This is a genomic window from Actinoplanes sp. NPDC051513 (assembly GCF_044454685.1).
Lineage (GTDB): Bacteria > Actinomycetota > Actinomycetes > Mycobacteriales > Micromonosporaceae > Actinoplanes.
Genome location: NZ_JBITDW010000001.1, coordinates 543,912 through 565,893, shown reverse-complemented (window position 1 = coordinate 565,893; position 21,982 = coordinate 543,912). Strand labels below are relative to the sequence as shown.

General features: G+C 70.9%; 13 protein-coding genes and 2 pseudogenes. 8 read left to right on the top strand and 7 right to left on the bottom strand.

The genetic code is table 11. The annotated features are described in order from the left end of the window. The first annotated feature begins 48 nt into the window (after positions 1 to 48). Complete coding sequence (locus ACIA5D_RS02635) at positions 49 to 1,233, top strand: FAD-dependent oxidoreductase (RefSeq protein WP_396028056.1); 1,185 nt, start codon at positions 49 to 51, stop codon at positions 1,231 to 1,233. Between the two features lie 49 nt (positions 1,234 to 1,282). Then, positions 1,283 to 1,720: a hypothetical protein gene (locus ACIA5D_RS02630; RefSeq protein ID WP_396028055.1), complete on the top strand. Its 438-nt coding sequence runs from the start codon at positions 1,283 to 1,285 to the stop codon at positions 1,718 to 1,720. 9 nt (positions 1,721 to 1,729) lie between these two features. Here the strand turns inward: ACIA5D_RS02630 and ACIA5D_RS02625 are convergent, their stop codons facing one another. After that, positions 1,730 to 2,317 (bottom strand): TetR/AcrR family transcriptional regulator, encoded by a 588-nt coding sequence (locus ACIA5D_RS02625; protein ID WP_396028054.1) that lies wholly within the window; start codon positions 2,315 to 2,317, stop codon positions 1,730 to 1,732. A gap of 123 nt (positions 2,318 to 2,440) precedes the next feature. Here ACIA5D_RS02625 and ACIA5D_RS02620 point away from each other — a divergent pair, with 123 nt between their 5' ends. The 4 genes and pseudogenes from ACIA5D_RS02620 to ACIA5D_RS02605 all read left to right on the top strand — a co-directional run. Beyond that, entirely contained in the window at positions 2,441 to 4,018 is a 1,578-nt protein-coding gene (locus ACIA5D_RS02620; RefSeq protein WP_396028053.1) for an MDR family MFS transporter, read from the top strand. 88 nt (positions 4,019 to 4,106) lie between these two features. Beyond that, complete coding sequence (locus ACIA5D_RS02615) at positions 4,107 to 5,780, top strand: methylmalonyl-CoA mutase (RefSeq protein ID WP_396028052.1); 1,674 nt, start codon at positions 4,107 to 4,109, stop codon at positions 5,778 to 5,780. A 191-nt stretch (positions 5,781 to 5,971) separates the two neighbouring features. Continuing rightward, the gene (locus tag ACIA5D_RS02610) at positions 5,972 to 6,931 is read left to right on the top strand and encodes a tetratricopeptide repeat protein (protein WP_396028051.1); all 960 of its coding nucleotides are present in this window, start codon (positions 5,972 to 5,974) and stop codon (positions 6,929 to 6,931) included. A 12-nt stretch (positions 6,932 to 6,943) separates the two neighbouring features. Continuing rightward, positions 6,944 to 7,940: pseudogene (locus tag ACIA5D_RS02605) on the top strand (arginase family protein); the annotation flags it as partial. 776 nt (positions 7,941 to 8,716) lie between these two features. Here ACIA5D_RS02605 and ACIA5D_RS02600 read toward each other — a convergent pair. Together ACIA5D_RS02600 and ACIA5D_RS02595 are read right to left on the bottom strand one after the other, a co-directional pair. Next, positions 8,717 to 8,815: pseudogene (locus ACIA5D_RS02600) on the bottom strand (hypothetical protein); the annotation flags it as partial. A 100-nt stretch (positions 8,816 to 8,915) separates the two neighbouring features. Beyond that, positions 8,916 to 10,844, bottom strand: a complete 1,929-nt coding sequence (locus ACIA5D_RS02595) for a penicillin-binding transpeptidase domain-containing protein (protein WP_396028050.1) — start codon at positions 10,842 to 10,844, stop codon at positions 8,916 to 8,918. Between the two features lie 202 nt (positions 10,845 to 11,046). Between ACIA5D_RS02595 and ACIA5D_RS02590 the strand changes: the two genes are divergently transcribed. Then, positions 11,047 to 15,996 (top strand): NAD-glutamate dehydrogenase, encoded by a 4,950-nt coding sequence (locus ACIA5D_RS02590; protein WP_396028049.1) that lies wholly within the window; start codon positions 11,047 to 11,049, stop codon positions 15,994 to 15,996. 97 nt (positions 15,997 to 16,093) lie between these two features. After that, the gene (locus tag ACIA5D_RS02585; RefSeq protein ID WP_396028048.1) at positions 16,094 to 18,319 is read left to right on the top strand and encodes a heavy metal translocating P-type ATPase; all 2,226 of its coding nucleotides are present in this window, start codon (positions 16,094 to 16,096) and stop codon (positions 18,317 to 18,319) included. Positions 18,320 to 18,606: 287 nt separating this feature from the next. On the opposite strand, the gene ACIA5D_RS02580 is transcribed toward ACIA5D_RS02585, so the two are convergent. The 4 genes from ACIA5D_RS02580 to ACIA5D_RS02565 all read right to left on the bottom strand — a co-directional run bounded on the left by ACIA5D_RS02580 (position 18,607) and on the right by ACIA5D_RS02565 (position 21,856). Continuing rightward, positions 18,607 to 19,317, bottom strand: coding sequence for a TetR family transcriptional regulator (locus ACIA5D_RS02580; RefSeq protein WP_396028047.1), 711 nt, complete (start codon positions 19,315 to 19,317; stop codon positions 18,607 to 18,609). Continuing rightward, positions 19,298 to 19,705, bottom strand: coding sequence for a thiol-disulfide oxidoreductase DCC family protein (locus ACIA5D_RS02575; protein ID WP_396028046.1), 408 nt, complete (start codon positions 19,703 to 19,705; stop codon positions 19,298 to 19,300). The genes ACIA5D_RS02580 and ACIA5D_RS02575 overlap by 20 nt, the downstream gene beginning before the upstream one ends. Before the next feature lie 182 nt (positions 19,706 to 19,887). After that, a complete protein-coding gene (locus tag ACIA5D_RS02570; RefSeq protein ID WP_396028045.1) occupies positions 19,888 to 20,328 on the bottom strand; it encodes a hypothetical protein in 441 nt (146 codons plus the stop codon). Between the two features lie 79 nt (positions 20,329 to 20,407). Further along, on the bottom strand, positions 20,408 to 21,856 hold the full coding sequence (locus ACIA5D_RS02565) for a glycoside hydrolase family 3 N-terminal domain-containing protein (protein WP_396028044.1): 1,449 nt from the start codon (positions 21,854 to 21,856) through the stop codon (positions 20,408 to 20,410). Positions 21,857 to 21,982: the final 126 nt, after the last annotated feature.

Here is a 21,982-nt window from a genome sequence, read left to right as displayed (position 1 = left end):
AGCTTACGGGCCTTGACGATTCATAGTCATAGTATGCATAGTCAGAGTATGACTAACGTTGCTCTCGTGGCCGGCGGCGGCATCGCCGGCGCCGTCGCCGCCATCGCCCTGCAGCGCGCCGGCTGGCAGCCGCGCCTGCTCGAGTCCCGCCCCGAGGGCGTCGCCGACGAGCGCGGCGCCTTCCTGACCGTGGCCGTCAACGGCCTGACCGCCCTGCGCGCCCTCGACCTCGATCCCGCGCGTCTGCTCGCCGCCGGCTTCGCCACCCCGACGCTGGCCATGGCCAACGGCGCGGGCCGCCGCCTGGCCCTGCTCCCGCTCGGTGGCCCCACCCCCGACGGCACGGTCACCACGACCATCCGCCGTGCCGACCTCTACGCGGCCATGCGCGCTGTCGTGGCCGAGCGCGGCATTCCGATTGAGTACGACCGCAGGCTGACGGACTACACCGAACGCGCCGACGGCGTCACCGCGACCTTCGCCGACGGCTCGACCGCGTCGGGCGATCTGCTCGTCGGCGCCGACGGCCTGCGATCCCGTACCCGTGAGATCTTGAACCCGGACGGCCCGGCGCCGACCTACCTGGGCCTGCTCAACACCGGCGGCTTCACCGACCGTCCGGTCGAGGCGGACCTCGACCGCACCCCCGGCCTCATGCACATGGCCTTCGGCCGCCGCGCCTTCTTCGGCTGGGCGCCGGCGCCCGACGGATCGGTGTGGTGGTTCGCCAACCCGCCCAGCAAGCAGCCGGTCCGCCCGGCCGATTTCACCCCGGCGTCATGGCGCGCCCACCTGATCGACCTCTTCGCCGACGACGACCTGCCCGCGGCCGCCATCATCCGCGCCACCGACGTGGCGATCGGCCCGTGGAACACCGACGACCTGCGCCGCGTCCCGACCTGGCGCTCCACCCGGGTGGTTCTGGCCGGCGATGCGGCCCACGCGGTCGCGCCGTCCTCGGGCCAGGGCGCTTCGATGGCCATCGAGGACGCTGTGGTCCTGGGCCGCTGCGTCACCGAACGCCCCGGCGACCTGCCCGGCGCGCTGGCCGCCTACGAGCAGACCCGCCGTGCCCGCGTGGAAAAGGTCGTAGCCGTGGGCCGTCGCAACGGGAGCGGCAAGACGGCCGGCCCGATCGGCGCCGCCATCCGCGACGCGATGCTCCCGCTGGTCATGAAGATGGCTTTCCGCAAGGGGAACCCCCAAGCGTGGATTCTCGACCACCGGGTGTGAGGTCGCACGGTGATTCGCGACGGCCGGCGTTCTTCGGCAAGGTGGGTGCGTGACCACAGACATCATCCGGGTCGGCGTCCTCGGTGCGGCACGGATCGCGCCGATGGCGCTCCTGCGGCCGGCTCGGCACTCGGCGGCAGTCGAGGTGGCGGCCGAGGCCCGCATGGCCGTGCCGATACCCAGGCCCTCCGACATCCGCTACCGCCTCGATCTGGCCGGCGGGGCGATGATGGACATCGGCGCGTACGCGGTGCACATGGTCCGCGCCCTGACCGGCGCCGAGCCCGAGGTCGTCGGCGCCCGGGCCAAGCTGCGGGGCGCCGGGATCGACCGGGCGATGACCGCGGATCTGCGCTTCCCCGACGAGGTCACCGGGACGATTTTCGCCTCGCTGTGGTCGTCGCGGGTGCTGCGCCTGAGTGTCCGGGCGATCGGGGGCTTACCGACCGTCCCACAAGCGGCCGGGACAGCTCAGGGCGAAGACTGATCGTCCGATTCAGCGGTTGTGCCGGCTGCCCCGCAATACCTCGAGGGCCACGGCCAGCGCGGCCTCGAGCACCTCGTTCTCATCGGCGTCCTCCCAATCGGCGGACACCGCGGCAGTCTGGACGGCCACGAAGGCGGTGCGCGCACGAATCCGGTCCACCAGGGTGGCATCGGGACCGGCGAGGGCCTCGAACAGCCGCCGCTGGCTCCGTTTGATTTCGGCCCCGAACGGCAGGTTGCTGATCTCGGTGAAGTTCTCCCGGATCAGCCGGACCAGATAGACGCTCCGGCCGGCCTGGTATTCGGCGATCCGGCGCAGCAACTCCTCACGGCCCGCCAGTGTCGAGACGTGCGGCGCGGCCTCCTCGATCATCGTGTTGATGGCGTCGAGATGGCCGAGCAGGATGCCGTTGAGGATCTCTTCCTTGGTCTTGAAGTGGAAGTACAGCGCGGCCTTGGTGACCCCGAGCTCGTCGGCGATCTCCCGCAGCGACGTGTTGGCGTACCCCTGGGTCGCGAACAACCGCAGGCCGACCGACAGGATCCGGCCCCGGGTGTCGGTCCGCCGGTGATCGACGCCGTCCGTGCGCTGTGTCATGGGTTACCTCCCACCCACTATTAAAAAGCTTGACGCCCGGCTAGTCAAATACCTAACGTTGGATACCTAACCGGCCGACTAGCAACGTGAGAGTTGACCAGCCCGCGTGAAAGAGGTCCCGTGATGTCACAGCCCGCTGCGCCGCAAACGGCGGCGCCCACCACGGCGGGGCTGGGGTTCAGCCACCGCCAGATTCTGGTGACCATGAGCGGCCTGGTGATCGCCATGCTGCTCGCCCAGCTCGACAACATGATCGTCGCGCCCGCGCTGCCGACGATCGTCGGCGACCTCGGCGGCCTCGCACACCTGGCCTGGGTCACCACCGCATACATCCTGGCCACCACCATCGCCACCCCGATCTGGGGCAAGCTCGGCGACCTGTACGGGCGGCGGATCACCTTCGTCTCCGCCGTCGGGCTGTTCCTGATCGGCTCCGCGCTGTGCGGCATGGCCCAGAACATGGGCGAACTGGTCGCCTTCCGGGCCGTCCAGGGCCTCGGCGCCGGCGGCCTGATCGTCGGCGTGCTCTCGATCATCGGCGAGATGATCCCGCCTCGCGACCGCAGCAAGTACCAGGGCATCATGATGGCCGTCATGCCGGTTGCGCTGATCGGCGGCCCGCTGATCGGCGGCTTCATCACCGACCACGTGTCCTGGCGCTGGGCCTTCTACGTGAACCTGCCTTTGGGCGCGATCGCCCTCGTCGTCGCCTGGATCACTCTCGCGAAGCTGCCCCGCGGCACCGGCCACGCGCGCATCGACTGGCTCGGCACCGGCCTGCTGGCCATCTGGATCACCTCGCTGGTGCTGATCACCACCTGGGGCGGCAGCCAGTACGACTGGACCTCGCCGCAGATCCTCGGCCTGATCGCCCTCACCATCGCCGGCCTGGCCGCCTTCATCGTGGTCGAGCGCCGTCAGGCGGAGCCGATCATGCCGCTGCGGGTGTTCAAGAACCGCAACTTCGTCCTGGCCGGCGGCATCGCCTTCATCTCCGGCTTCGCGCTGTTCGGCGCGATCGGCTACCTGCCGCAGTACCAGCAGTTCGTCCAGGGCGCGTCGGCGACCAACAGCGGCCTGCTGCTCATGCCCATGATGATCGCGATCATGGTGGTCAGCCTCACCATCGGCCAGGTCATCGGCCGGACCGGCCGCTACCGCATCTTCCCGATCGTCGGGGCGGTCCTGGTCGCTGCGGGCATGCTGCTGTTCACCACGGTCGGCACCGGCACCTCTCAGGTGACCACCGCGCTCTTCATGGTGGTCCTCGGCGCCGGCATGGGCGGCATCATGCAGACCAGCACCCTGATCGCCCAGAACAGTCTGGAGCCGCGGGACATGGGCGCGGGCACCGGCGCGTCGACCTTCCTGCGCAACATGGGCAGCTCGCTCGGCGTCTCCATCCTCGGCGCCCTCTACGCCCACCACCTCACCGACACGCTCGCCCAGACCGGGGCATCCGGCGAGGTGGCCTCGATGACCCCGGCGGCGTTGCGCGCGCTGCCCGAGGCCGCCCGGCACCTCTTCCAGCAGGCCGTCACCGACGGCATCACCAGCCTGTTCCTTTGGGGCAGCGCCGTCGCCGCGCTCGGCATCGTCATCGCCCTGTTCGTCCAGCACGTGCCGCTGCGCGGCAGCAAGCCCGCCACCGAGGCGCGCGAGTCGCTGGCCGCCACGGCCCCGGTCGAGGTAGCCGTCTGAGCCGCCGGGCGCCCGGCTGGATTCCCCTGATCCGGCCGGGCGCCGACACGCCTTAATTATCGTTCAGGTTTGCCTCTACGATGGCTGCATGGATGCTGCCGACATCGCCGCCGGCCGGGAGCGCTGGCAACGGCGCTACGACGCCTCACGCAAGCGCGACGCGGATTTCACCACGCTTTCGGGCTCGTCCGTCGAGCCGGTCTACGGGCCGCCCGAGGGTGCGGGCTACCCGGGCTTCGCGCGCATCGGGTGGCCGGGCGAGTTCCCGTACACCCGGGGTCTTTATCCGACCGGATATCGCGGACGCACCTGGACCATCCGCCAGTTCGCGGGCTTCGGCAACGCGCAGCAGACCAACGAGCGGTACAAGATGATCCTCGCGGCCGGCGGCGGCGGGCTCAGCGTCGCGTTCGACATGCCCACGCTGATGGGCCGCGACTCCGACGACCCGCAGTCGCTCGGCGAGGTGGGGCACTGCGGCGTCGCGATCGACTCGGCCGCCGACATGGACGTGCTCTTCGACGGGATCAACCTGCAGGACGTGACCACCAGCATGACGATCTCGGGGCCGGCCGTCCCGATCTTCGTGATGTACCTGGTGGCGGCCGAGCGGCAGGGCGCCGACCTTTCGCGCCTCGACGGGACGCTGCAGACCGACATCTTCAAGGAGTACATCGCGCAGAAGGAGTGGCTGTTCGAGCCCGAGCCGCACCTGCGCCTGATCGGCGATCTCATGGAGTACTGCGCCCGTGAGATCCCCAAGTACAAGCCGCTGTCGGTGAGCGGCTATCACATCCGCGAGGCCGGGTCGACCGCCGCGCAGGAGCTGGCGTACACGCTGGCCGACGGCTTCGGCTACGTCGAGCTCGGCCTGTCCCGCGGCCTCGACGTCAACCAGTTCGCGCCGGGCCTGAGCTTCTTCTTCGACGCACACATCGACTTCTTCGAGGAGATCGCCAAGTTCCGCGCGGCCCGCCGTATCTGGGCCCGCCGCCTGCGCGACGACTACGGCGCCACCAGCGAGAAGGCGCTGTGGCTCAAGTTCCACACGCAGACCGCGGGGGTCAGCCTCACCGCGCAGCAGCCGGTCAACAACGTGGTGCGCACCGCCGTCGAGGCGCTGGCCGCGGTGCTCGGCGGGACGAACTCGCTGCACACCAACGCCCTCGACGAGACGCTCGCGCTGCCCACCGACGAGTCGGCCGAGATCGCCCTGCGCACCCAGCAGGTGCTGATGGAGGAGACCGGCGTGGTCAACGTGGCCGACCCGCTCGGCGGCTCGTGGTATCTGGAGTCGCTGACCGACCGCATCGAGGCCGAGGCCGAGGAGATCTTCGCCCGCATCCGCGAGCTGGGCGCCGACGGCAGCCTCACCGAGGGCATCCTGCGCGGCATCGAGGACGGCTGGTTCACCGCCAACATCGCCGAAGCGGCGTTCGTCTACCAGCAGGCGCTGGAGAAGAACGAGAAGCGCATCGTCGGCGTCAACGCGCACACCGGCACGGTGGCGAAAGATCTGGAGATCCTTCGCGTCTCCCACGAGGTCGAGGTGGTGCAGCGGCGCGAGCTGGGCGAGCGCCGGGCTTCCCGCGACTCCGTACGGGTGAAGGCCGCGCTCGACCGGCTCGTGGCCGTCGCGCGCACCTCGGAGAACATGATCCCCGCCATGCTCGAGGCGGCGCGGGCCGAGGCGACCCTCGGGGAGATCTGCGGCGTGCTGAAGGCCGAGTGGGGCATCTACCGCGAGCCGGCCCGCTTCTGAAAGCTCATATATCGGACGCCGGGGCGCACTTTGCCGCGCCTCGGCGAACTGGTGCTCGTGCGCTCGTCGTGGGATCTTGCGCAAGCGCCCGGCGGCGTTGAGTATCTGGGTGACGTGGGGTTGTGACGTCCGATATCCGGCCGCCCCGCGGCACGGCGAACCGCCTTGTCAGCGTGCGAGACTAGGTAACCATGAGCGACCCAAGGACCACTCCGTCGATCTTCACCCGCGGCGCGGTCGATCTCAGCGCGCTGCGCACCCCGGCCCCCACCCCGGCGGCGGCCCCGAGCCGCCCGGCCACGACCGGCCCCTCAACCGGCTCCTCAGCCGGCAGCGCACCCAGCAGCGGCGCTCCGGCCGCGGGCTTCCCCGGCGGCGGGCCCGAGACGATCATCGAAGTCACCGAGGCCAACTTCCAGTCGGCCGTCCTCGAGCGTTCCCTGAACACCCCGGTCATCCTCGACTTCTGGGCCGACTGGTGCGAGCCGTGCAAGCAGCTCTCGCCGGTGCTCGAGCGCCTCGCCCAGGCCGGCGGCGGCTCCTGGGTGCTCGGCAAGGTCGATGTGGACGCCAATCCGCGGCTCGCCCAGGCGCTGCGCGTGCAGGGCATCCCGATGGTGGTCGCGGTCGTGGGCGGCCAGCTCGTCGAGGGCTTCACCGGCGTCCTGCCGGAACATCAGGTCAAGCAGTACGTCGACGCCGTGCTCAAGGCCGGCGGCGTGTCGGTCGAGCCCGCCGAGGACCCGCGGCTCGACGCGGCCGACGACGCGCTGATGGTGGGCGACCTCGAGGCGGCCGAGGCGGCGTACAAGAAGATCCTCGCCGAGTCGCCCGCCGACGCGGCGGCCGAGTCCGGCCTTGCCCAGGTCGCCCTCTATCGGCGGGTGGGCGGCAACGACCCGGCGGCCGCACTGGCCGCCGCCCAGGCCAACGCCGACGACATCGACGCCCAGCTGCTCGCGGCCGACGTCGAGGTGCTCTCGGGCCAGGCCGACAAGGCGTACGAGCGGCTGGTCGCGCTGGTCAAGCGCACCTCCGGGGACGACCGGGACGCCGTACGCAAGCACTTGCTCTCGCTGTTCAGCGTGGCCGGACCGGACGACCCCGCGGTCGCCGGCGCCCGGCGAGCGTTGGCCAGCGCGCTCTTCTAGGCGGGAGGCTCCGTGCGCCGGATCGCAGTCCTCGACGCACCGTCCAATCTCGGTCTGCGCCCGCCGACCGCGACCTCGGTGCCGGGCTGCGCCAAGGCGCCCGGAGCCCTCCGCGACAACGGCCTGCTCACCAGGCTCGGCGCCCGCGACGCCGGCTGCCTGACCCCGCCGCGGTACGACCCCGGCGACTGGCGCCCCGGCGACGGCGTGGCGCAGGCCGCGCAGATCGCGGAATACTCCCGCCGCCTCGCCGACCGGATCGGCGGCATCCTCGACGCCGGCGAGTTCCCGGTGATCCTCGGCGGCGACTGCTCGATCCTGCTCGGCTCGGGCCTGGCCATGCACCGCCTGGGCGAGGCGGTCGGCGGCCGCATCGGCCTGGTCTTCGTCGACGGCCACTCCGACTTCCGCCACCCCGGCAACGCGTCCTATGTGGGCGCGGCGGCCGGGGAAGACCTGGCCCTGGTCACCGGCCGCGGCCAGCCCGACCTGGCGTCGATCGAGGGCCGCCGGCCGTACTTCCGCGACGTCGACGTGGTGGTCATGGGCCTGCGAGCCCAAGACGAGTACCGCCTCGACCTGCAGGCCGCCGGCATCGTGACCCGCCCGGTTCCGGCCCTGCGCGCCGAGGGCGCCGCCCGCAGCGCCCAGTGGGCCCGGGAGCAGCTGGTCGACTGCGCCGGCTACTGGCTGCACGTCGACGTCGACGTCCTCGACCCCGCCGTGATGCCGGCGGTCGACGCGCCCTCGCCCGGCGGCATCGCCTTCCCCGAGCTCGAGATCCTGCTGGCCGGGCTGGTGGAGTCCCCGCACTGCCTGGGCGTCGAGATCACCGTCTTCGACCCCGACTACGACCCCGACGGCCTCTACGCCGCCGAGATCGCCGGCACGGTCGCGGCGGGCCTGGCGGCCGCCCGCACGGTCACCCCGCGCCCCGACCTGATCGCGGCCCGAGCCGACCTGGCCGCCCCCAGAGGCGCAGCCGCAGCCGCGCCCACAGCGGCAACGGCGCCGTCGGACGAACCCGCTTCCACAACCGGGTTGCCGGTCGCGCCCACGGCCGCCGCAGCGCCGTTGGCCGCACCCGCCGCGCCCTCGATGGCGCCCACAAAGGCGCCGTTGGCCGGGCCTGGCACCGCACCCGCAGCTGTGCCGTCGATCGCAGCCGTGCCGTCGGCCGCACCCGCAGCCGTGCCGTCGGCCGCACCCGCAGCCGTGCCGTCGGCCGCACCCGCAGCCGTGCCGTCGGCCGCACCCGTAGCCGTGCCGTCGTCCAAGCCGCCGACGGACGACGAGCCGCCGGAGACGCCCGCCGAGCAGGAGCCCGAGGCCGAGGCCGAAGCGACCCCCGAGGCCGAAGCGACGCCTGAGGTTGACGCGACGCCTGAGGTTGACGCAACGCCCGAGGTTGACGCGACGCCTGAGGTTGACGCGACGCCCGAGGTTGACGCGACGCCTGAGGTTGACGCGACGCCCGAGGCAGAGACAACGCCGGGACCGGAAGCCGAAATTGCCGTTTTGCCAGGATCTGGCGGCGTGGTCGAGGACGAAGCAGGCGCCGATGTCGAGGCGGCCGATGAGGTGGAGCCGGCCGTTGAGGTGGAAGCGACAGCGGACAAGCCCGAGATGGAGGCGCCCAAGGCGGCCGCCGAGCCGATCTCGTTCGTGACCCGCCCGCTCGGCCAGGCCCCGCTGCTCGACTCCAGGCCCCTGCCGGCCACCCGACCCGGCATGCTCCGCCCCCGCGCTGCGGAGGTTCGCCCGGCGGAGGCGCGCACCGCGGAGGTCCGCGCGGGGGAGGTCCGCGCGGCGGAGGCCCGCGCGGCGGAGGAACTCCCCGCCGAGGACCTCCCGGCCGCTGACGGCTTCTCGCTGCCGGCTCAGCGCCCGGCGTTCGACCTGGGCTCCGGCTCTCCGGCGGACATCGCCTGACCCGGGCCGCTCGAGGCGGCCCGGGCGCTGGCAACGACTTTGTTCCCGGCGGCTACTTGTTCAGGGCGTTCAGGAAGTTCTCGACGATCGGGACGGCCGCCTCGGAGCCCGCCCCACCCTTCTGCACCATCACCGCGAACGCCACATCCCCCTGGTACCCGATGAACCACGAGTGCGTGTCCTTCGACTTGTCGTCGAACTCCGCGGTGCCCGTCTTGCCGAAGACCGGCTTGCCTTTCACGTCCTTCAGCGCGGTGCCCGTACCCCCGGTGACGACCTCGCGCATCATCGACCGCAACGCGCTCACCGCGCCGTCGTCCAACGGCAGCCCGTAGGCCGCCGGCTTCGCCGGGGCCGGATCGAGCAGCAGTGTGGGCTGCTTGAACTGGCCGCGCGCCACCGACGACGCCACCGAGGCCATCGCGATCGGGCTGACCGCGGTCGCCCCCTGCCCGAACGTCGCCGCCGCCAGCTCGGTCGGGCTGCCCGCGGCCGAGACCTTGCCGCTGAACGCCTCGACACCCAGATCCCACTGCTGGCCCAGGCCCAGCTGGGAGGAGGCATCTTGCAGGCCTTCGGCGCCCAGCTTCGGCGCGAGACCGACGAACGCCGTGTTGCACGACTTCGCGTAGTCGACATGGAACTGGACCTTGCCGAGCACCTCGCCGTCCGAGTTCTTGAACTCGCGGCCGTCGACCGTCGCGTTCTTGGGGCAGTCGACGATCGAGGTGGCCGTGACCGCCTTCCTCGCCAGCAGGCCGTACGCCGAGACGGTCTTGAACGTCGAGCCGGGCGGGACCTGGCCGGTGAGCGCGGTGTCGACGGTGCCGCCGTCGGGGCCGTTGGCGACCGCCAGCACCGAGCCGTCGCTGATCTTGATGGCGACCAGGGAGCTGGGCTGTTTCTGGGTGGCCAGCGCCGCGTCGGCCGCCGTCTGGGTCTTCTCGTCGATCGTGATCTTGACGGGTTTGCCGTCGACCGGCTTCGTGCTGAACAGCTGGGTGTCGCTGACCGTGCCGTCCGCCGCCTCGCGGGCGATCACGACGGACACCCCGGCCGTGCCGCGCAGCGTCGTGTCGTACCGCTGCTGAAGCCCGCCGTGTCCTACCACGTCGCCTTGGGCGATCACCTGAGGATTGGCGTCGATGTCCTCGCGGGTCGCCTGGTCGGCGGTGCCGAGCAGCGCCCGGGCGAAGGCCCGGGTCGGCGCGAGGTCGCGCGTCTCCGCGCGGAACACCGTCCCGGCCAGTGGCCGCACGTCATTCCGGATCTTGTTGTAATCGGGCCGTCGCAGCGTGACCAGCTCGATGAACGCGCCCGGATCGGAGTTTTTCACCCGGTCGGCGAGGTTGGACATGTCGACCGAAATTTTGATCTTCTTGAACGCTGCGGCCAGGTCCTTCTGCAACTGTGCCAAGTTTGTGATCTTCTCGGGACTGACCCCGATGGTGACCACTTCCCGTGGCGTCACGATCGGCTTGCCGGACGCGTCCTGAATGGCCGCCCGCTTCGACGCCACCCGGCGTACGCCCAGCTTGTCGCCGCTCTGCAGCTCGCTCTGCACGATCGCCGGCTCCCAGACCACCTGCCAGCCGTCGCTGTTCTGCTTGGTCAGCCGCACCGTGCTGTTGTACGACCACGGGGCGCCGCCCGGCAGCGTCCAGTCCAGTTTGATCGTGCTGGAGGCGATGTCGCCGGTGGTTTTGGGCTCGCCGACCGGGGTCAGCACCAGCGACTGCTTGACCAGGTCGCCGGCGAGCGCGTGCAGCTGGTTGACCACCTCGTTCGCGCCGATCTTGCTGCCGTCGGCGGCCACGAAGCCCACCGAGCTCAGGTTGCCGCTGCGCCAACCCTCGAGGAAGGCCCTGACCGTGTTGTCGGGGCCGTCCTTGGAGCAGGCCGCTAAACCGCCTGCGACCAGGGTCAACGAGGCCGCGAGGGCGGCCGCGCGGCGGCGGCTCGGGTCACGGCGGTCAAGCATGAGGTCCCCTCTCCTGGGTACGCCGGAGGCGATGCTACGGAACGGTAATAAAGATGCGCTCGTCCCGCCGACCCGGAAAACGTGACCTACGGCAAATTTGGGAGATCCCCCCACGCGTGTGATCCGGCCGTGGCGCGCCGTTCTAGGCTGTTGTGGGACACGTTCGAACCCACAGTGTCGTGGGTGAGGGGAGCACCAAGTCATGGCTGTCGCCGATGAGGCAGCGCCGGAATCCGACCCGACAACCGACCCTGAGCTGGACCTTTCCCAGGGCCCTGGGCTCGCCCTCACGGGCCGCCTCGGCGCCTCCGCGGATGACGGTGAGCTCGACGAGCCGCTGCCCAACGGTGAGCGCCTGGTGGCGCAGGCGGTCGAACTGGCCGGCGCCGATCATGCGACGGCGTCGCTGGTCGGCCGGTACTGGCGATTCGCGCCGGACGAGGAATTGGTCGGTTTCACCGCGCAGGAGATGTACGACGCGGCGGTCGCGCACCGCGAGCTGGCGGCGGTCCGGCTCCCGGGCGAGCTGAAGCTCGCGATCACGGCGCCGAGCGGCTCCCAGTGCCACACCGTCCTGCAGATCGTCACCGACGACATGCCGTTCCTGGTCGACTCGGTGATCGCCCTGCTCACCGCGCACCAGCTCCAGGTCCACCTGCTGGTCCACCCGCTGATCGTGGTGCGCCGCGAGCCGCTGGGCGCGATGGGCGAGCTCGCCGCCGACGTCGAGCCCGACGACGCGATCGACGGCGACCTGGTGGAGAGCTGGATCCGGATCGAGATCGACCCGATCCGCCGCGAGGAGGCCCGCGACCAGCTGCACAACGAGGTGCGCCGGGTGCTCACCGACGTGCGCGACGCGGTGGAAGACTGGCCGCGCATGCGTCAGCGGGCATTGGTGATCGCCGACGAGCTGGCCGCCGCGCGCGGGTCCGACGCCAAGCTGCCGGTGCCCGACAAGGACGTCACCGACTCGATCGAGCTGCTCAAGTGGCTGGCCCACGACCACTTCACGTTCCTCGGCTACCGCGAGTACCGCCTCGACGGCGACGTCCTCAACGTGCTTCCCGGCACCGGCCTGGGTATCCTGCGCGGCGATTCGAGCCCGCGCCGGATCTCCTCGATGACCCCCGAGGCCTACCAGCGCGCGCTCGAGAAGCGCCTGCTGGTGATCACCAAGGCGAACTCGCGGGCCACCGTGCACAGGTCGGCATATCTCGACTACATCGGCGTCAAGGTCTTCGACGACCGCGGCGAGGTGATCGGCGAGCGCCGCTTCCTGGGCCTGTTCTCCTCGTCGGCCTATCGCACGAGCGTGCGCGAGCTGCCGGTGGTCAAGCGCAAGGTCATGGAGGTGCTCGACCGCTCGGGCCTGTCCCCGCGCGGTCACTCGGGCAAAGACCTGCTCCAGATCCTCGAGACCTACCCGCGTGACGAGCTCTTCCAGATCAAGACCGATGATCTGTACGAGGCGGTGGTCGGTGTTCTCCGCATGGCGGGCCGCCGGCAGCTCCGCCTGTTCCTGCGCCGCGACGGGTACGGCCGTTTCATCTCGTGCCTCATCTACATGCCGCGCGACCGCTTCACCACCGGCAACCGGCTGCGCATGCAGGAGATCCTGCTCCGCGAGCTGAACGGCATCGGCGTCGATTACACGACCCGGGTCACCGAGCGGATGCTGGCGCGCATCCACTTCATCGTGCGCACCGACCCGACCGACCCACCCGGCGTGGTCGATCCGAACGCGCTGGCCGAGCTGCTGGCCGACGCGACCCGCATGTGGGACGACGACTTCTCGCTGGTGCTCGATCGCAAGCTGGGCGAAGAGCCGGCCCGTGAGCTGTTCAACCGCTACGCGAACGCGTACCCCGACAGCTACAAGGACGGCCATACGCCGTACGAGGGGATGCAGGACCTGGCGAAACTCGAGCTCCTCGAGGAAGAGGGCCAGCTCGAGATGCACCTGTACCGCAAGCGGCGGCCGGGCAAGGGCGGCGAGCCCGAGCCGGACGACCACGACGTGCGGTTCAAGGTCTACCGGTACGGCGAGCCGATGATGCTCTCCGCGGTGCTGCCCGTGCTGCATTCGCTCGGCGTGCAGGTCGTCGACGAGCGGCCGTACGAGATCCGCCGCGACGACGGCACGATCTACCTGTACGACTTCGGGCTGCGCCCACCGACCGAGCACCGCGACCTGTCCGAGGTCCGGCCGCAGGTCGAGAACGCGTTCGCGGCCGCCTGGCGGGGCGAGGCCGAGGTCGACGGGTTCAACGAGCTGGTGCTGCGAGCGGGGCTGACCTGGCGTCAGGTGGTGGTGCTCCGGGCGTACGCGAAATATCAGCGACAAGCCGGAAGCGTCTTCTCCCAGCGTTACATCGAATCGACCTTCATCGCCTACCCCGAGATCGCCCGCCTGCTGGTCACCCTCTTCGAGACCCGCTTCTCGCCCGGCCTCCAGGCCGGGGGCGACGAACGCTCGCGGATGGCCGACGACGTCGTCGAACGGGTGACCGAGCTGCTGGACGGCGTCGAGAGCCTGGATCAGGACAGGATCCTGCGGGCCTACCTGACGCTCGTGCGGGCCACGCTGCGCACCAGCTTCTTCCAGCGTGGCCCCGACGGCCGCCCGAAGTCCTACGTCGCGTTCAAGCTCGACCCCAAGGCGATCCCCGACCTGCCCGAGCCCCGCCCGAAGTACGAGATCTTCGTGTACTCGCCGCGGTTCGAGGGCGTGCACCTGCGCTTCGGCGCGGTCGCCCGGGGCGGCCTGCGCTGGTCCGACCGCCGCGAAGACTTCCGCACCGAGGTCCTCGGCCTGGTCAAGGCGCAGATGGTGAAGAACGCGGTGATCGTGCCGGTGGGCGCCAAGGGCGGGTTCGTCCTCAAGCAGAAGCCGGGCGACCGTGACGAGGCCGTCGAGTGCTACAAGCTCTTCATCACGGCGATGCTCGACGTCACCGACAACATCCACGCCGGCAAGATCATCCCGCCGCGCGACGTGGTCCGGCACGACAGCGACGACCCCTACCTCGTCGTCGCGGCCGACAAGGGCACCGCGACGTTCTCCGACATCGCCAACGAGATCTCGGTGCGCAAAGATTTCTGGCTCGGCGACGCGTTCGCCAGCGGCGGCTCCGCCGGCTACGACCACAAGAAGATGGGCATCACCGCCCGCGGCGCCTGGGAATCGGTCAAGAAGCACTTCCGCGACCTGGGCGTCGACACCCAGGCGGAAGACTTCACGGTGGTCGGTGTCGGCGACATGTCCGGTGACGTCTTCGGCAACGGGATGCTGCTCTCGGAGCACATCCGGCTGGTGGCCGCCTTCGACCACCGGCACATCTTCCTCGACCCCAATCCCGACGCGGCGTCGTCCTTCGCCGAGCGCCGGCGGTTGTTCGACCTGCCCCGCTCCTCATGGGCCGACTACTCGCGCGAGCTGATCAGCGAGGGCGGCGGAATCTACCCGCGGACGGCCAAGTCGATCCCGGTGACGGCCGAGGTGCGCGCGGCGCTCGACCTCGGCGACGTCACGGCGATCAGCCCGGTCGAGCTGATGCGGGCGATCCTGCGCGCGCCGGTCGACCTGCTGTTCAACGGCGGCATCGGCACGTACGTGAAGGCGGCGTCGGAGACCCACCTCGACGTCGGGGACAAGACCAACGACGGGATCCGGATCAACGGGTCGCAGCTGCGGGTCAAGGTCGTCGGCGAGGGCGGCAACCTCGGCCTCACCCAGCGCGGGCGGATAGAGTTCGCCCGCACCGGCGGCCGGATCTACACCGACTTCATCGACAACACGGCCGGCGTCGACTGCTCCGACCACGAGGTCAACATCAAGATCCTGCTGGGCGGGGCGGTCAACGAGGGGGAGCTCAGCGTCCCCGACCGCGACGCGTTGCTGGCCCAGATGACCGACGAGGTCGCGGCGCTCGTCCTGCGCGACAACTACGAGCAGGCGTTCGCGCTCGGCAACGCCCGGGCGCAGGCGCACTCGCTGCTCCCGGTGCACCGGCGCATGCTGACCTCGCTGGAGGAGAGCGGGCAGCTCAACCGCGAGCTCGAGGCGCTGCCCACCGACGCCGAGCTGGCCGCGCGCTCCGAGGCGGGCGACGGCCTGACCGCGCCCGAGTTCGCGGTGCTCCTCGCGTACGTGAAGATCTCGCTGGAGCGTGAGGTGCTCGCCGACGAGTTGGTCGACGAGGCCTGGACCACCGACGTGCTGGCGCGTTATTTCCCGACGCCGCTGCGTGAGCGTTTCGCCGGCCGGATGGCCGGCCACCGCCTTCGCCGCGAGATCATCTCGACCGCGCTGGTCAACGAGGTGGTCAACCGAGGGGGCACGTCGTTCGTCTACCGCGCCATGGAGGAGAGCGGCGCGTCGGCGGCGGACGTGATGCGGGCCTGCGTGGTGGTCAGCCACGCCTACGGGCTCGCGGAGATCTGGAAGGCCGCCGAGGCGCTCGACAACAAGGTGCCCACGTCGGCGCAGACGCTGGTCTTCCTGGAGTCGCGGCGGCTGCTCGACCGGGCGGTGCGCTGGCTGGTCAGCACCCGGCGCTCGCCGATCGACGTGACCGGCGAGATCACCAAGCTCGGCGACGGCATCCGTGACCTGCTGCCGCAGCTGCCCTCGGTGCTGGTCGGCATCGAGCGACGGTCGATGGACGAGCACGTGGCCACGCTGGTCGACAGGGGCGTGCCGATCGACCTCGCCGAGCGGGTGACCTGGGCCAACTATGGGTTCGGCCTGCTCGACGTGCTGACCGCGAGCGCGGCCACCGGGCGCGACGCGATCGAAGTGGCGCGGGTCTACTTCGTGCTGTCGGAGCGGTTCCAGATCGACCAGCTGCTGTCGCACATCTCGAAGCTCCCGCGCGGCGACCGCTGGCAGACTCTGGCCCGCATGGCGCTTCGCTACGACCTGTACGCGGCGCTCGCCGCCCTCACGGTCGAGGTGCTCGAGTCGACGCCGGCCGATGCGGCTCCCGAGGAACGGGTGTCGCAGTGGGAACGGGTCAACGCGGCCTCGATCGCCCGGGCGTCCAACGCGATGGGCAAGGTCGACGACACGCCCGCCGAGCTGGCCGCCCTGTCGGTCCTGCTGCGGCAGATCCGCACCCTGGTCAAGACCTCGTCGGCCAATTCCTGATATTTCGGCGGGCCGGGCTTCTTCGCCCGGCCCGCCGCTTGTTCGGTAGGCCGCCGCTTGTTCGGCAGGTACCCCCAAGGGGTATAGGGTAGAAGGCATGGATCGCGTCATCGAGCTGGAGATCGGCGGCATGACCTGTGCGTCGTGCGCCGGCCGCATCGAGAAGAAGCTGAACCGGCTCGATGGCGTCACCGCGACCGTCAACTACGCCACCGAGAAGGCCCGCGCCACGGTTCCCGCGTCCTTGAGCGCACATGATCTGATCGCCGTGGTCGAGAAGACGGGCTACACCGCCGCCGAGCCTTCCCCGATCACGCAGCGGGACGAGCCGAGGGATCCGCTCCGTGACCGACTGCTGATCTCCACCACGCTCAGTGTTCCCATCATCGTGCTCGCGATGGTGGCCGCCCTTCAGTTCGACTACTGGCAGTGGCTGTCGCTCGCGCTGGCCGCGCCGGTGGTCGTCTACGGCGGCTGGCCGTTCCACCGGGCCGCCTTCGTCAACCTGCGGCACGGCGCGGCCACCATGGACACGCTGGTCTCGGTCGGCACCCTCGCCGCCTTCGGCTGGTCGGTGTGGGCGTTGTTCCTCGGCGACGCCGGCATGCCCGGCATGACGCACCCGTTCTCGCTCACCGCCCGCGACGGCGACGCCATCTACCTCGAGGCCGCCGCCGGCGTGACCACTTTCCTGCTCGCGGGCCGCTACCTGGAGGCCCGCGCGAAGCGGCGGGCCGGTGACGCGCTGCGCTCACTGCTCGAGCTGGGCGCCAAGTCGGTCACCGTGCTGCGGGAGGGCCACGAGCAGCAGATCTCCGCGTCCGACCTGCGGGTCGGTGATCTTTTTCTGGTACGGCCCGGGGAGAAGGTCGCCACGGACGGCGTGGTGGTCGACGGCGTCTCGGCGCTCGACCAGAGCCTGCTGACCGGCGAGTCCGTCCCCACCGAGGTGCGGCCGGGCGATCCCGTGACCGGCGCGACCGTGAACGCCGGCGGCCGCCTCACCGTCCGTGCCACCCGGGTCGGCGCCGACACCCAGCTCGCCCAGATGGCGAAGCTGGTCGAGGAGGCCCAGACCGGCAAGGCCGCCGTCCAGCGCCTGGCCGACCGCATCTCCGCCGTCTTCGTCCCCGTCGTGATCACCCTGGCGATCGGCACGCTCGGCTTCTGGCTGGGTACCGGCGGCGGCGCGACCGAGGCGTTCACGGCCGCCGTAGCCGTACTGATCATCGCCTGTCCCTGCGCCCTGGGTCTCGCCACACCCACGGCGCTCCTGGTCGGCACCGGCCGCGGGGCCCAACTCGGCATCCTGATCCGCGGCGTCGAGGCCCTCGAGTCCACCCGCCGGGCCGACACGATCGTCCTCGACAAGACCGGCACCGTGACCACCGGCCGCATGTCCGTGATCGCCGCCGTGGCCCACGACCCCGACGCCGTGCTCCGCCTGGCCGGCGCGGTCGAGGCCGCCTCCGAGCACCCGCTGGGTCGCGCGATCGCCGCGGCCGCCCGTTCCAACGGCGCCGTGCCCCCGGTCACCGACTTCCACGCGACGGCCGGCGTCGGGGTCCGCGGCCGGGTCGAGGGCGTCCTCGTCGAGATCGCTGCCGGTGCTCCCGCCGAGTTGTCGCCCCTCTTCTACGTCGGCGACAACGAGGCGTCGGTCGAAGGCCCGACGTTGGTAGAAGGAGCGGCGTCGGTTGAGGGCGCGGCGTGGGTCGAGGCCGCGACGTGGGTCGAGGTCCGTGCCGACGGCACGGTGCTGGGTTGGCTTGCGCTGGCCGATGCGGTACGCCCGACGAGCGCGGCCGCGATAGCTGCGCTGCGGCGTCTGGGCCTCGAGCCGATGCTGGTGACCGGGGACGCCCCCGCCGTGGCGTCGGCCGTCGCATCCGAGGTGGGCATCTCCTCGGTCTTCGCCGGCGTCCTGCCCTCCGGAAAGGTCGACGTCGTCAAGCGCCTCCAGTCCGAGGGGCGTTCCGTGGCCATGGTCGGCGACGGCGTGAACGACGCCGCGGCCCTGGCCCAGTCCGACCTGGGGTTGGCGATGGGCGCCGGCACGGACGTGGCGATCCAGGCCTCGGACCTGACTCTGATTCGCAACGACCTGACCGCCGCGGTCGACGCCGTGCGATTGTCCCGCCGCACCCTCGCGATCATCAGGGGCAACCTGTTCTGGGCCTTCGCCTACAACCTGGCGGCCCTGCCGTTGGCCGCGGCCGGCCTGCTCAACCCGATGATCGCCGGCGCCGCGATGGCGCTGAGCTCCATCTTCGTGGTCCTCAACAGCCTCCGGCTGCGCAACTTCCGGCCAGAAATGGTGTGAGCCGGGTGGCGGGGGAATGCTCCCGTAAACCCGCGCTACCCGGCTCACTGACCCTTGTTGCGGAGGCTCGGACCGGTCCCGAAGTCCGAGTCCCCGCAACGTCCCCAGACCCACCTGCGGGGATAACGCTACGTGCCGGCTTGGTCGACTCGGAAGCTCTGCGTGGGCAAAATGACCGTTCGGCTAGGACGATTTAGGCGACAGATCCGGAAATTCCTGGGCACTGCTGCATTTAGGGCGCTACAAAGCTACGCAGAGTGATGAAGTGGGAATCTCACTGTGGGTGATCAGTCGTCCCGGCGGACGTTGTCGATCAGCGCGAGAATCTGGCGCAGCGCGGGCCGCAGCACCCGCAGCCGCGAGAGCGCCACCAGCCGGTCGATCAGCGGCACGGCGCCGTCGATCAAGCGCCGGGTGCGCCGCTGATCGGCCGACTTGTCGTACACCCAGAACAGGATCACGCCCATCCAGCCGAGCCACAGCAGCTCGGGCAGCTCCTTGCGCAGCTCCGGGTCGATTTTTGCGGACGATCCCTCGACGACGTCCCGGAAGATCCCGATGGCCGCGTCGCGGGCCGGGGACGACTCCCGCGAGAACGGGCTCAGGGGTGACGACGGCTCGGCCGCGGTCTTGAAGAACGTCGCCGCGAACGAGTGGTACGGCGCGTTCACGTCGATCCCCGCGTGCAGCACGCCGCGCAGCCGATCGGCGAGATCCGGCGACGAGGCCAGCACCGATTCCGACGCGGCCCGGTGGGCGGCCTGGTTCCGGTCGTAGAACCCCTGGATCAGGTGTTCCTTGGAGTCGAAGTAGTAGTACGCGTTCCCGACCGCGACGCCCGCCTCCTTGGCGATCGCCCGCATGGTCGTCTCGGCGTACCCCCGTTCCCGGAACAGCCGCAGCGCCGTCTCGAGGATCAGCTGCCGCGTCTGTTCCCCGCGAGCCCGCCGCGCCGGCGGCGTCGGCTTGTCGCCGGATTCAGTGGCAGCGGTCGTCACATTGGTCACCGTAGCCCGCTTCCCCGGCCCCCGTCGGTTCGGGCAAGCGGACTGCCTCCCGCACCGCGGACGCCGCTGCGATGAATCGCCGCGCGGCCGGCAGCATCCGCGGCGACGACAACCGCTCGGCCGCCGCCCGATAGTCCGCGAGCGCCCACAGGCAGGCCAGCCAGGCTCCGTCGCCCATGTAGTAGGCCCCGTCGTCCGCGATCACCGTGAGGTCCCGCAGCGTGGCCGCGTGGTCGAGCCCCGGGAACAGCGCCCGCGCCTGCGCCGACCCGGCCGGCACGAACATCAGCGGCACGAGCTGCGCCCGCCCGGCCAGCCATCGCCGCGCCGCCCGGCACAGCGGACACCGCGCATCGAAGAGAACCGTGAAGGAAGCCACCGCGCCGGCCCGGGAGGAACCAGCCGCGGAGGAACCAGCCGCGGAGGAACCAGCCGCGGAGGAATCAGCCGCGGAGGAACCAGCCGCGGAGAGGCCGGCACCGGAGAGGCCGTCCGCACGAACAGCCACCGCCGATGGCCCGGCCCGGCCGCCCCCGTGTGCGGCCGGGCCGGCGTAGCCGCTCATGCCTGCGCCGGCGGCGGCATCTGCGGGTGGACCGGCCGCTGCGGGTGCATCGGCAGTCGTCCGGACGGCGGGAGCGGCGGCTGGCCGTGCTGCTGGCGGAGCCGGCTGCGTCGGTAACGGCCGAGGAAGTAGACGTTGCAGAAATGCAGGACGCCCAGCACCAGCAGGACGAGCCCGATCTTCATGGAGAAGACCTCGAGCGCCTCGCCGGCGTCGTCGACGGTCGCGCTCGATCGCATCGCGAACGCCACATAGCCGAAGTTCAGCAGGTAGAAGCCCATCACGAGCAGCTGGTTGACCGCGCGGGCGAGCCGCTCGTCCTCGAAGACGTCGGCGAGGAACACCAGCCCGTTGCGGGCGAGCGTGGTCGCGACCCACACGGTCAGCCCGACGCTGACCGACAGGTAGAGCAGGTACATCCAGACCTTCGGGTCCATCGGACCGCCCCTCTCGAACGTGTTCAACTTATGTGCTCAGGTTAGACCACAAGTTTGAACACGTTCAAGTAAGAGTGAGTCAGGACGCAGCCAGGCCGAGAGCCTCGGCTGCCGCCCTCCCGTTGGCCAGGCTCGCGCCGTGCGTGGTGACGAAGGCCCGGCACCCGGCCGGCCGCCACGACGACGGCCAGCCCATCTCGACGACACCGACCGTGTGTGCCGCGGCCAGCCTCTCGACGAGCGCGCGGCTGTCGTTCGAGCGATGCAGATGCCGCCCCACCACCACGATCGGCCGTCCCGACGCCTGCTCGATCAGCGCCGAGGGCGAGACCGTGGCCGCGGCGACCTCCACCTGCTCCGTGCCGTTGAGGTGCGGCCGCAATCCCCACGGCACCCGCCCCTCGGCAATCGAGTAGCCCGAGCTCACCTGCACCACGAGCGGCGATTCCAGCGCGGCGAGCGACCCTTCCACCCGCACGGCCCGCCGGGCGGCCGCGACTCCCAAGCCGGCGTCGTGGTCACCCCGGGCGGGGGGCGTCCTGCTCCACCGAGCCATTTCCGCCGTACGGGACACAGCGGCCTCCACCCGGCTCGGGGCGAGCCGCCCGTCCCCGATCGCGGAGACGATCTCGTCGACGATCGCCGACACCAGCGCGGCGTCGACCTGAGCCCCGATGCACAGCAGGTCGGCCCCCGCCGCGAGCGCCCGCACCGCGGCCCGCGGAATCCCGCCGGCCGACAGGGCCGCGCCCTTCATCTCCAGCGCGTCGGTGACGATCACGCCCTGGAACCCGTACTCGCCGCGCAGCACGTCGGTCAGCGCGAACCGGCTGAAGGTCGCCGGATCGTCCCCGGTCAGCGCCGGCACCCGGATGTGGGCCGTCATGATCGCCCGCGCCGACAGCGACGCCGCGAACGGGGGCAGGTCCCGCTCCCGCAGCACCGCCAACGGCGCGTCCACGGTCGGCAGCTCCAGGTGCGAGTCCGCGAGCGTCGCCCCGTGCCCCGGGAAGTGCTTCGCGCAGGCGGCCACCCCGGCCGACTGCAACCCCTCGACCGCCGCCCGCGCGTGCCGCGCCACCAGCAGCGGCGACGCCCCGAACGACCGCGTCCCGATGATCGGGTTGTCGTCGGCCGTGTTCACGTCGACGGTCGGCGCCAGATCGAGGTTGACGCCCGCGTCGGCGAGGTCGGCCCCGATCGCCGCGTACACCCGGGCGGTCAGCTCGACGTCGTCCACCACGCCGAGTGCCGCGTTCCCCGGGTACGGGCTGCCGGTGCGGTGCCCCAGCCGGGTGACGTCGCCGCCCTCCTCGTCGATGGCGATCAGCGCATCGGGGCGCGCCGACCGCAGCGCGGCGGTGAGCGAAGCAACCTGCGTACGCGAATCGATGTTGTAGCCGAAGAGGGTGTGTCCGGCGAGCCCGTCGCTCAGCAGCTCGAGTGCCCAGTCGGGCGCCTCGAGGCCGGGAAACGCGGCGAGCAGGGTGCCGAGGGCGAGGCGGCGCAGTTCGTGGTCGATCGCCATGGTTGTCCTTCCGATGACGCAACTCTGGCTCAGCGGCCCTGCGAGCTGCCATGATCGCTCCGAGTCGATGGCGCGTGCGGCGGACGGCGACGATGCCGACCGTTACGCTGCGGTCACGACTTCGAG

What these genes read in the sequence shown, in the direction of transcription:
- ACIA5D_RS02615 (WP_396028052.1), top strand. Translation starts at nt 4,107, where the DNA reads ATGGATGCTGCCGACATCGCCGCCGGCCGGGAGCGCTGGCAACGGCGC.
- ACIA5D_RS02635 (WP_396028056.1), top strand. Translation starts at nt 49, where the DNA reads ATGACTAACGTTGCTCTCGTGGCCGGCGGCGGCATCGCCGGCGCCGTC.
- ACIA5D_RS02610 (WP_396028051.1), top strand. Translation starts at nt 5,972, where the DNA reads ATGAGCGACCCAAGGACCACTCCGTCGATCTTCACCCGCGGCGCGGTC.
- ACIA5D_RS02585 (WP_396028048.1), top strand. Translation starts at nt 16,094, where the DNA reads ATGGATCGCGTCATCGAGCTGGAGATCGGCGGCATGACCTGTGCGTCG.
- ACIA5D_RS02625 (WP_396028054.1), bottom strand. Translation starts at nt 2,317, where the DNA reads ATGACACAGCGCACGGACGGCGTCGATCACCGGCGGACCGACACCCGG.
- ACIA5D_RS02570 (WP_396028045.1), bottom strand. Translation starts at nt 20,328, where the DNA reads ATGGACCCGAAGGTCTGGATGTACCTGCTCTACCTGTCGGTCAGCGTC.
- ACIA5D_RS02620 (WP_396028053.1), top strand. Translation starts at nt 2,441, where the DNA reads ATGTCACAGCCCGCTGCGCCGCAAACGGCGGCGCCCACCACGGCGGGG.
- ACIA5D_RS02565 (WP_396028044.1), bottom strand. Translation starts at nt 21,856, where the DNA reads ATGGCGATCGACCACGAACTGCGCCGCCTCGCCCTCGGCACCCTGCTC.
- ACIA5D_RS02590 (WP_396028049.1), top strand. Translation starts at nt 11,047, where the DNA reads ATGGCTGTCGCCGATGAGGCAGCGCCGGAATCCGACCCGACAACCGAC.
- ACIA5D_RS02595 (WP_396028050.1), bottom strand. Translation starts at nt 10,844, where the DNA reads ATGCTTGACCGCCGTGACCCGAGCCGCCGCCGCGCGGCCGCCCTCGCG.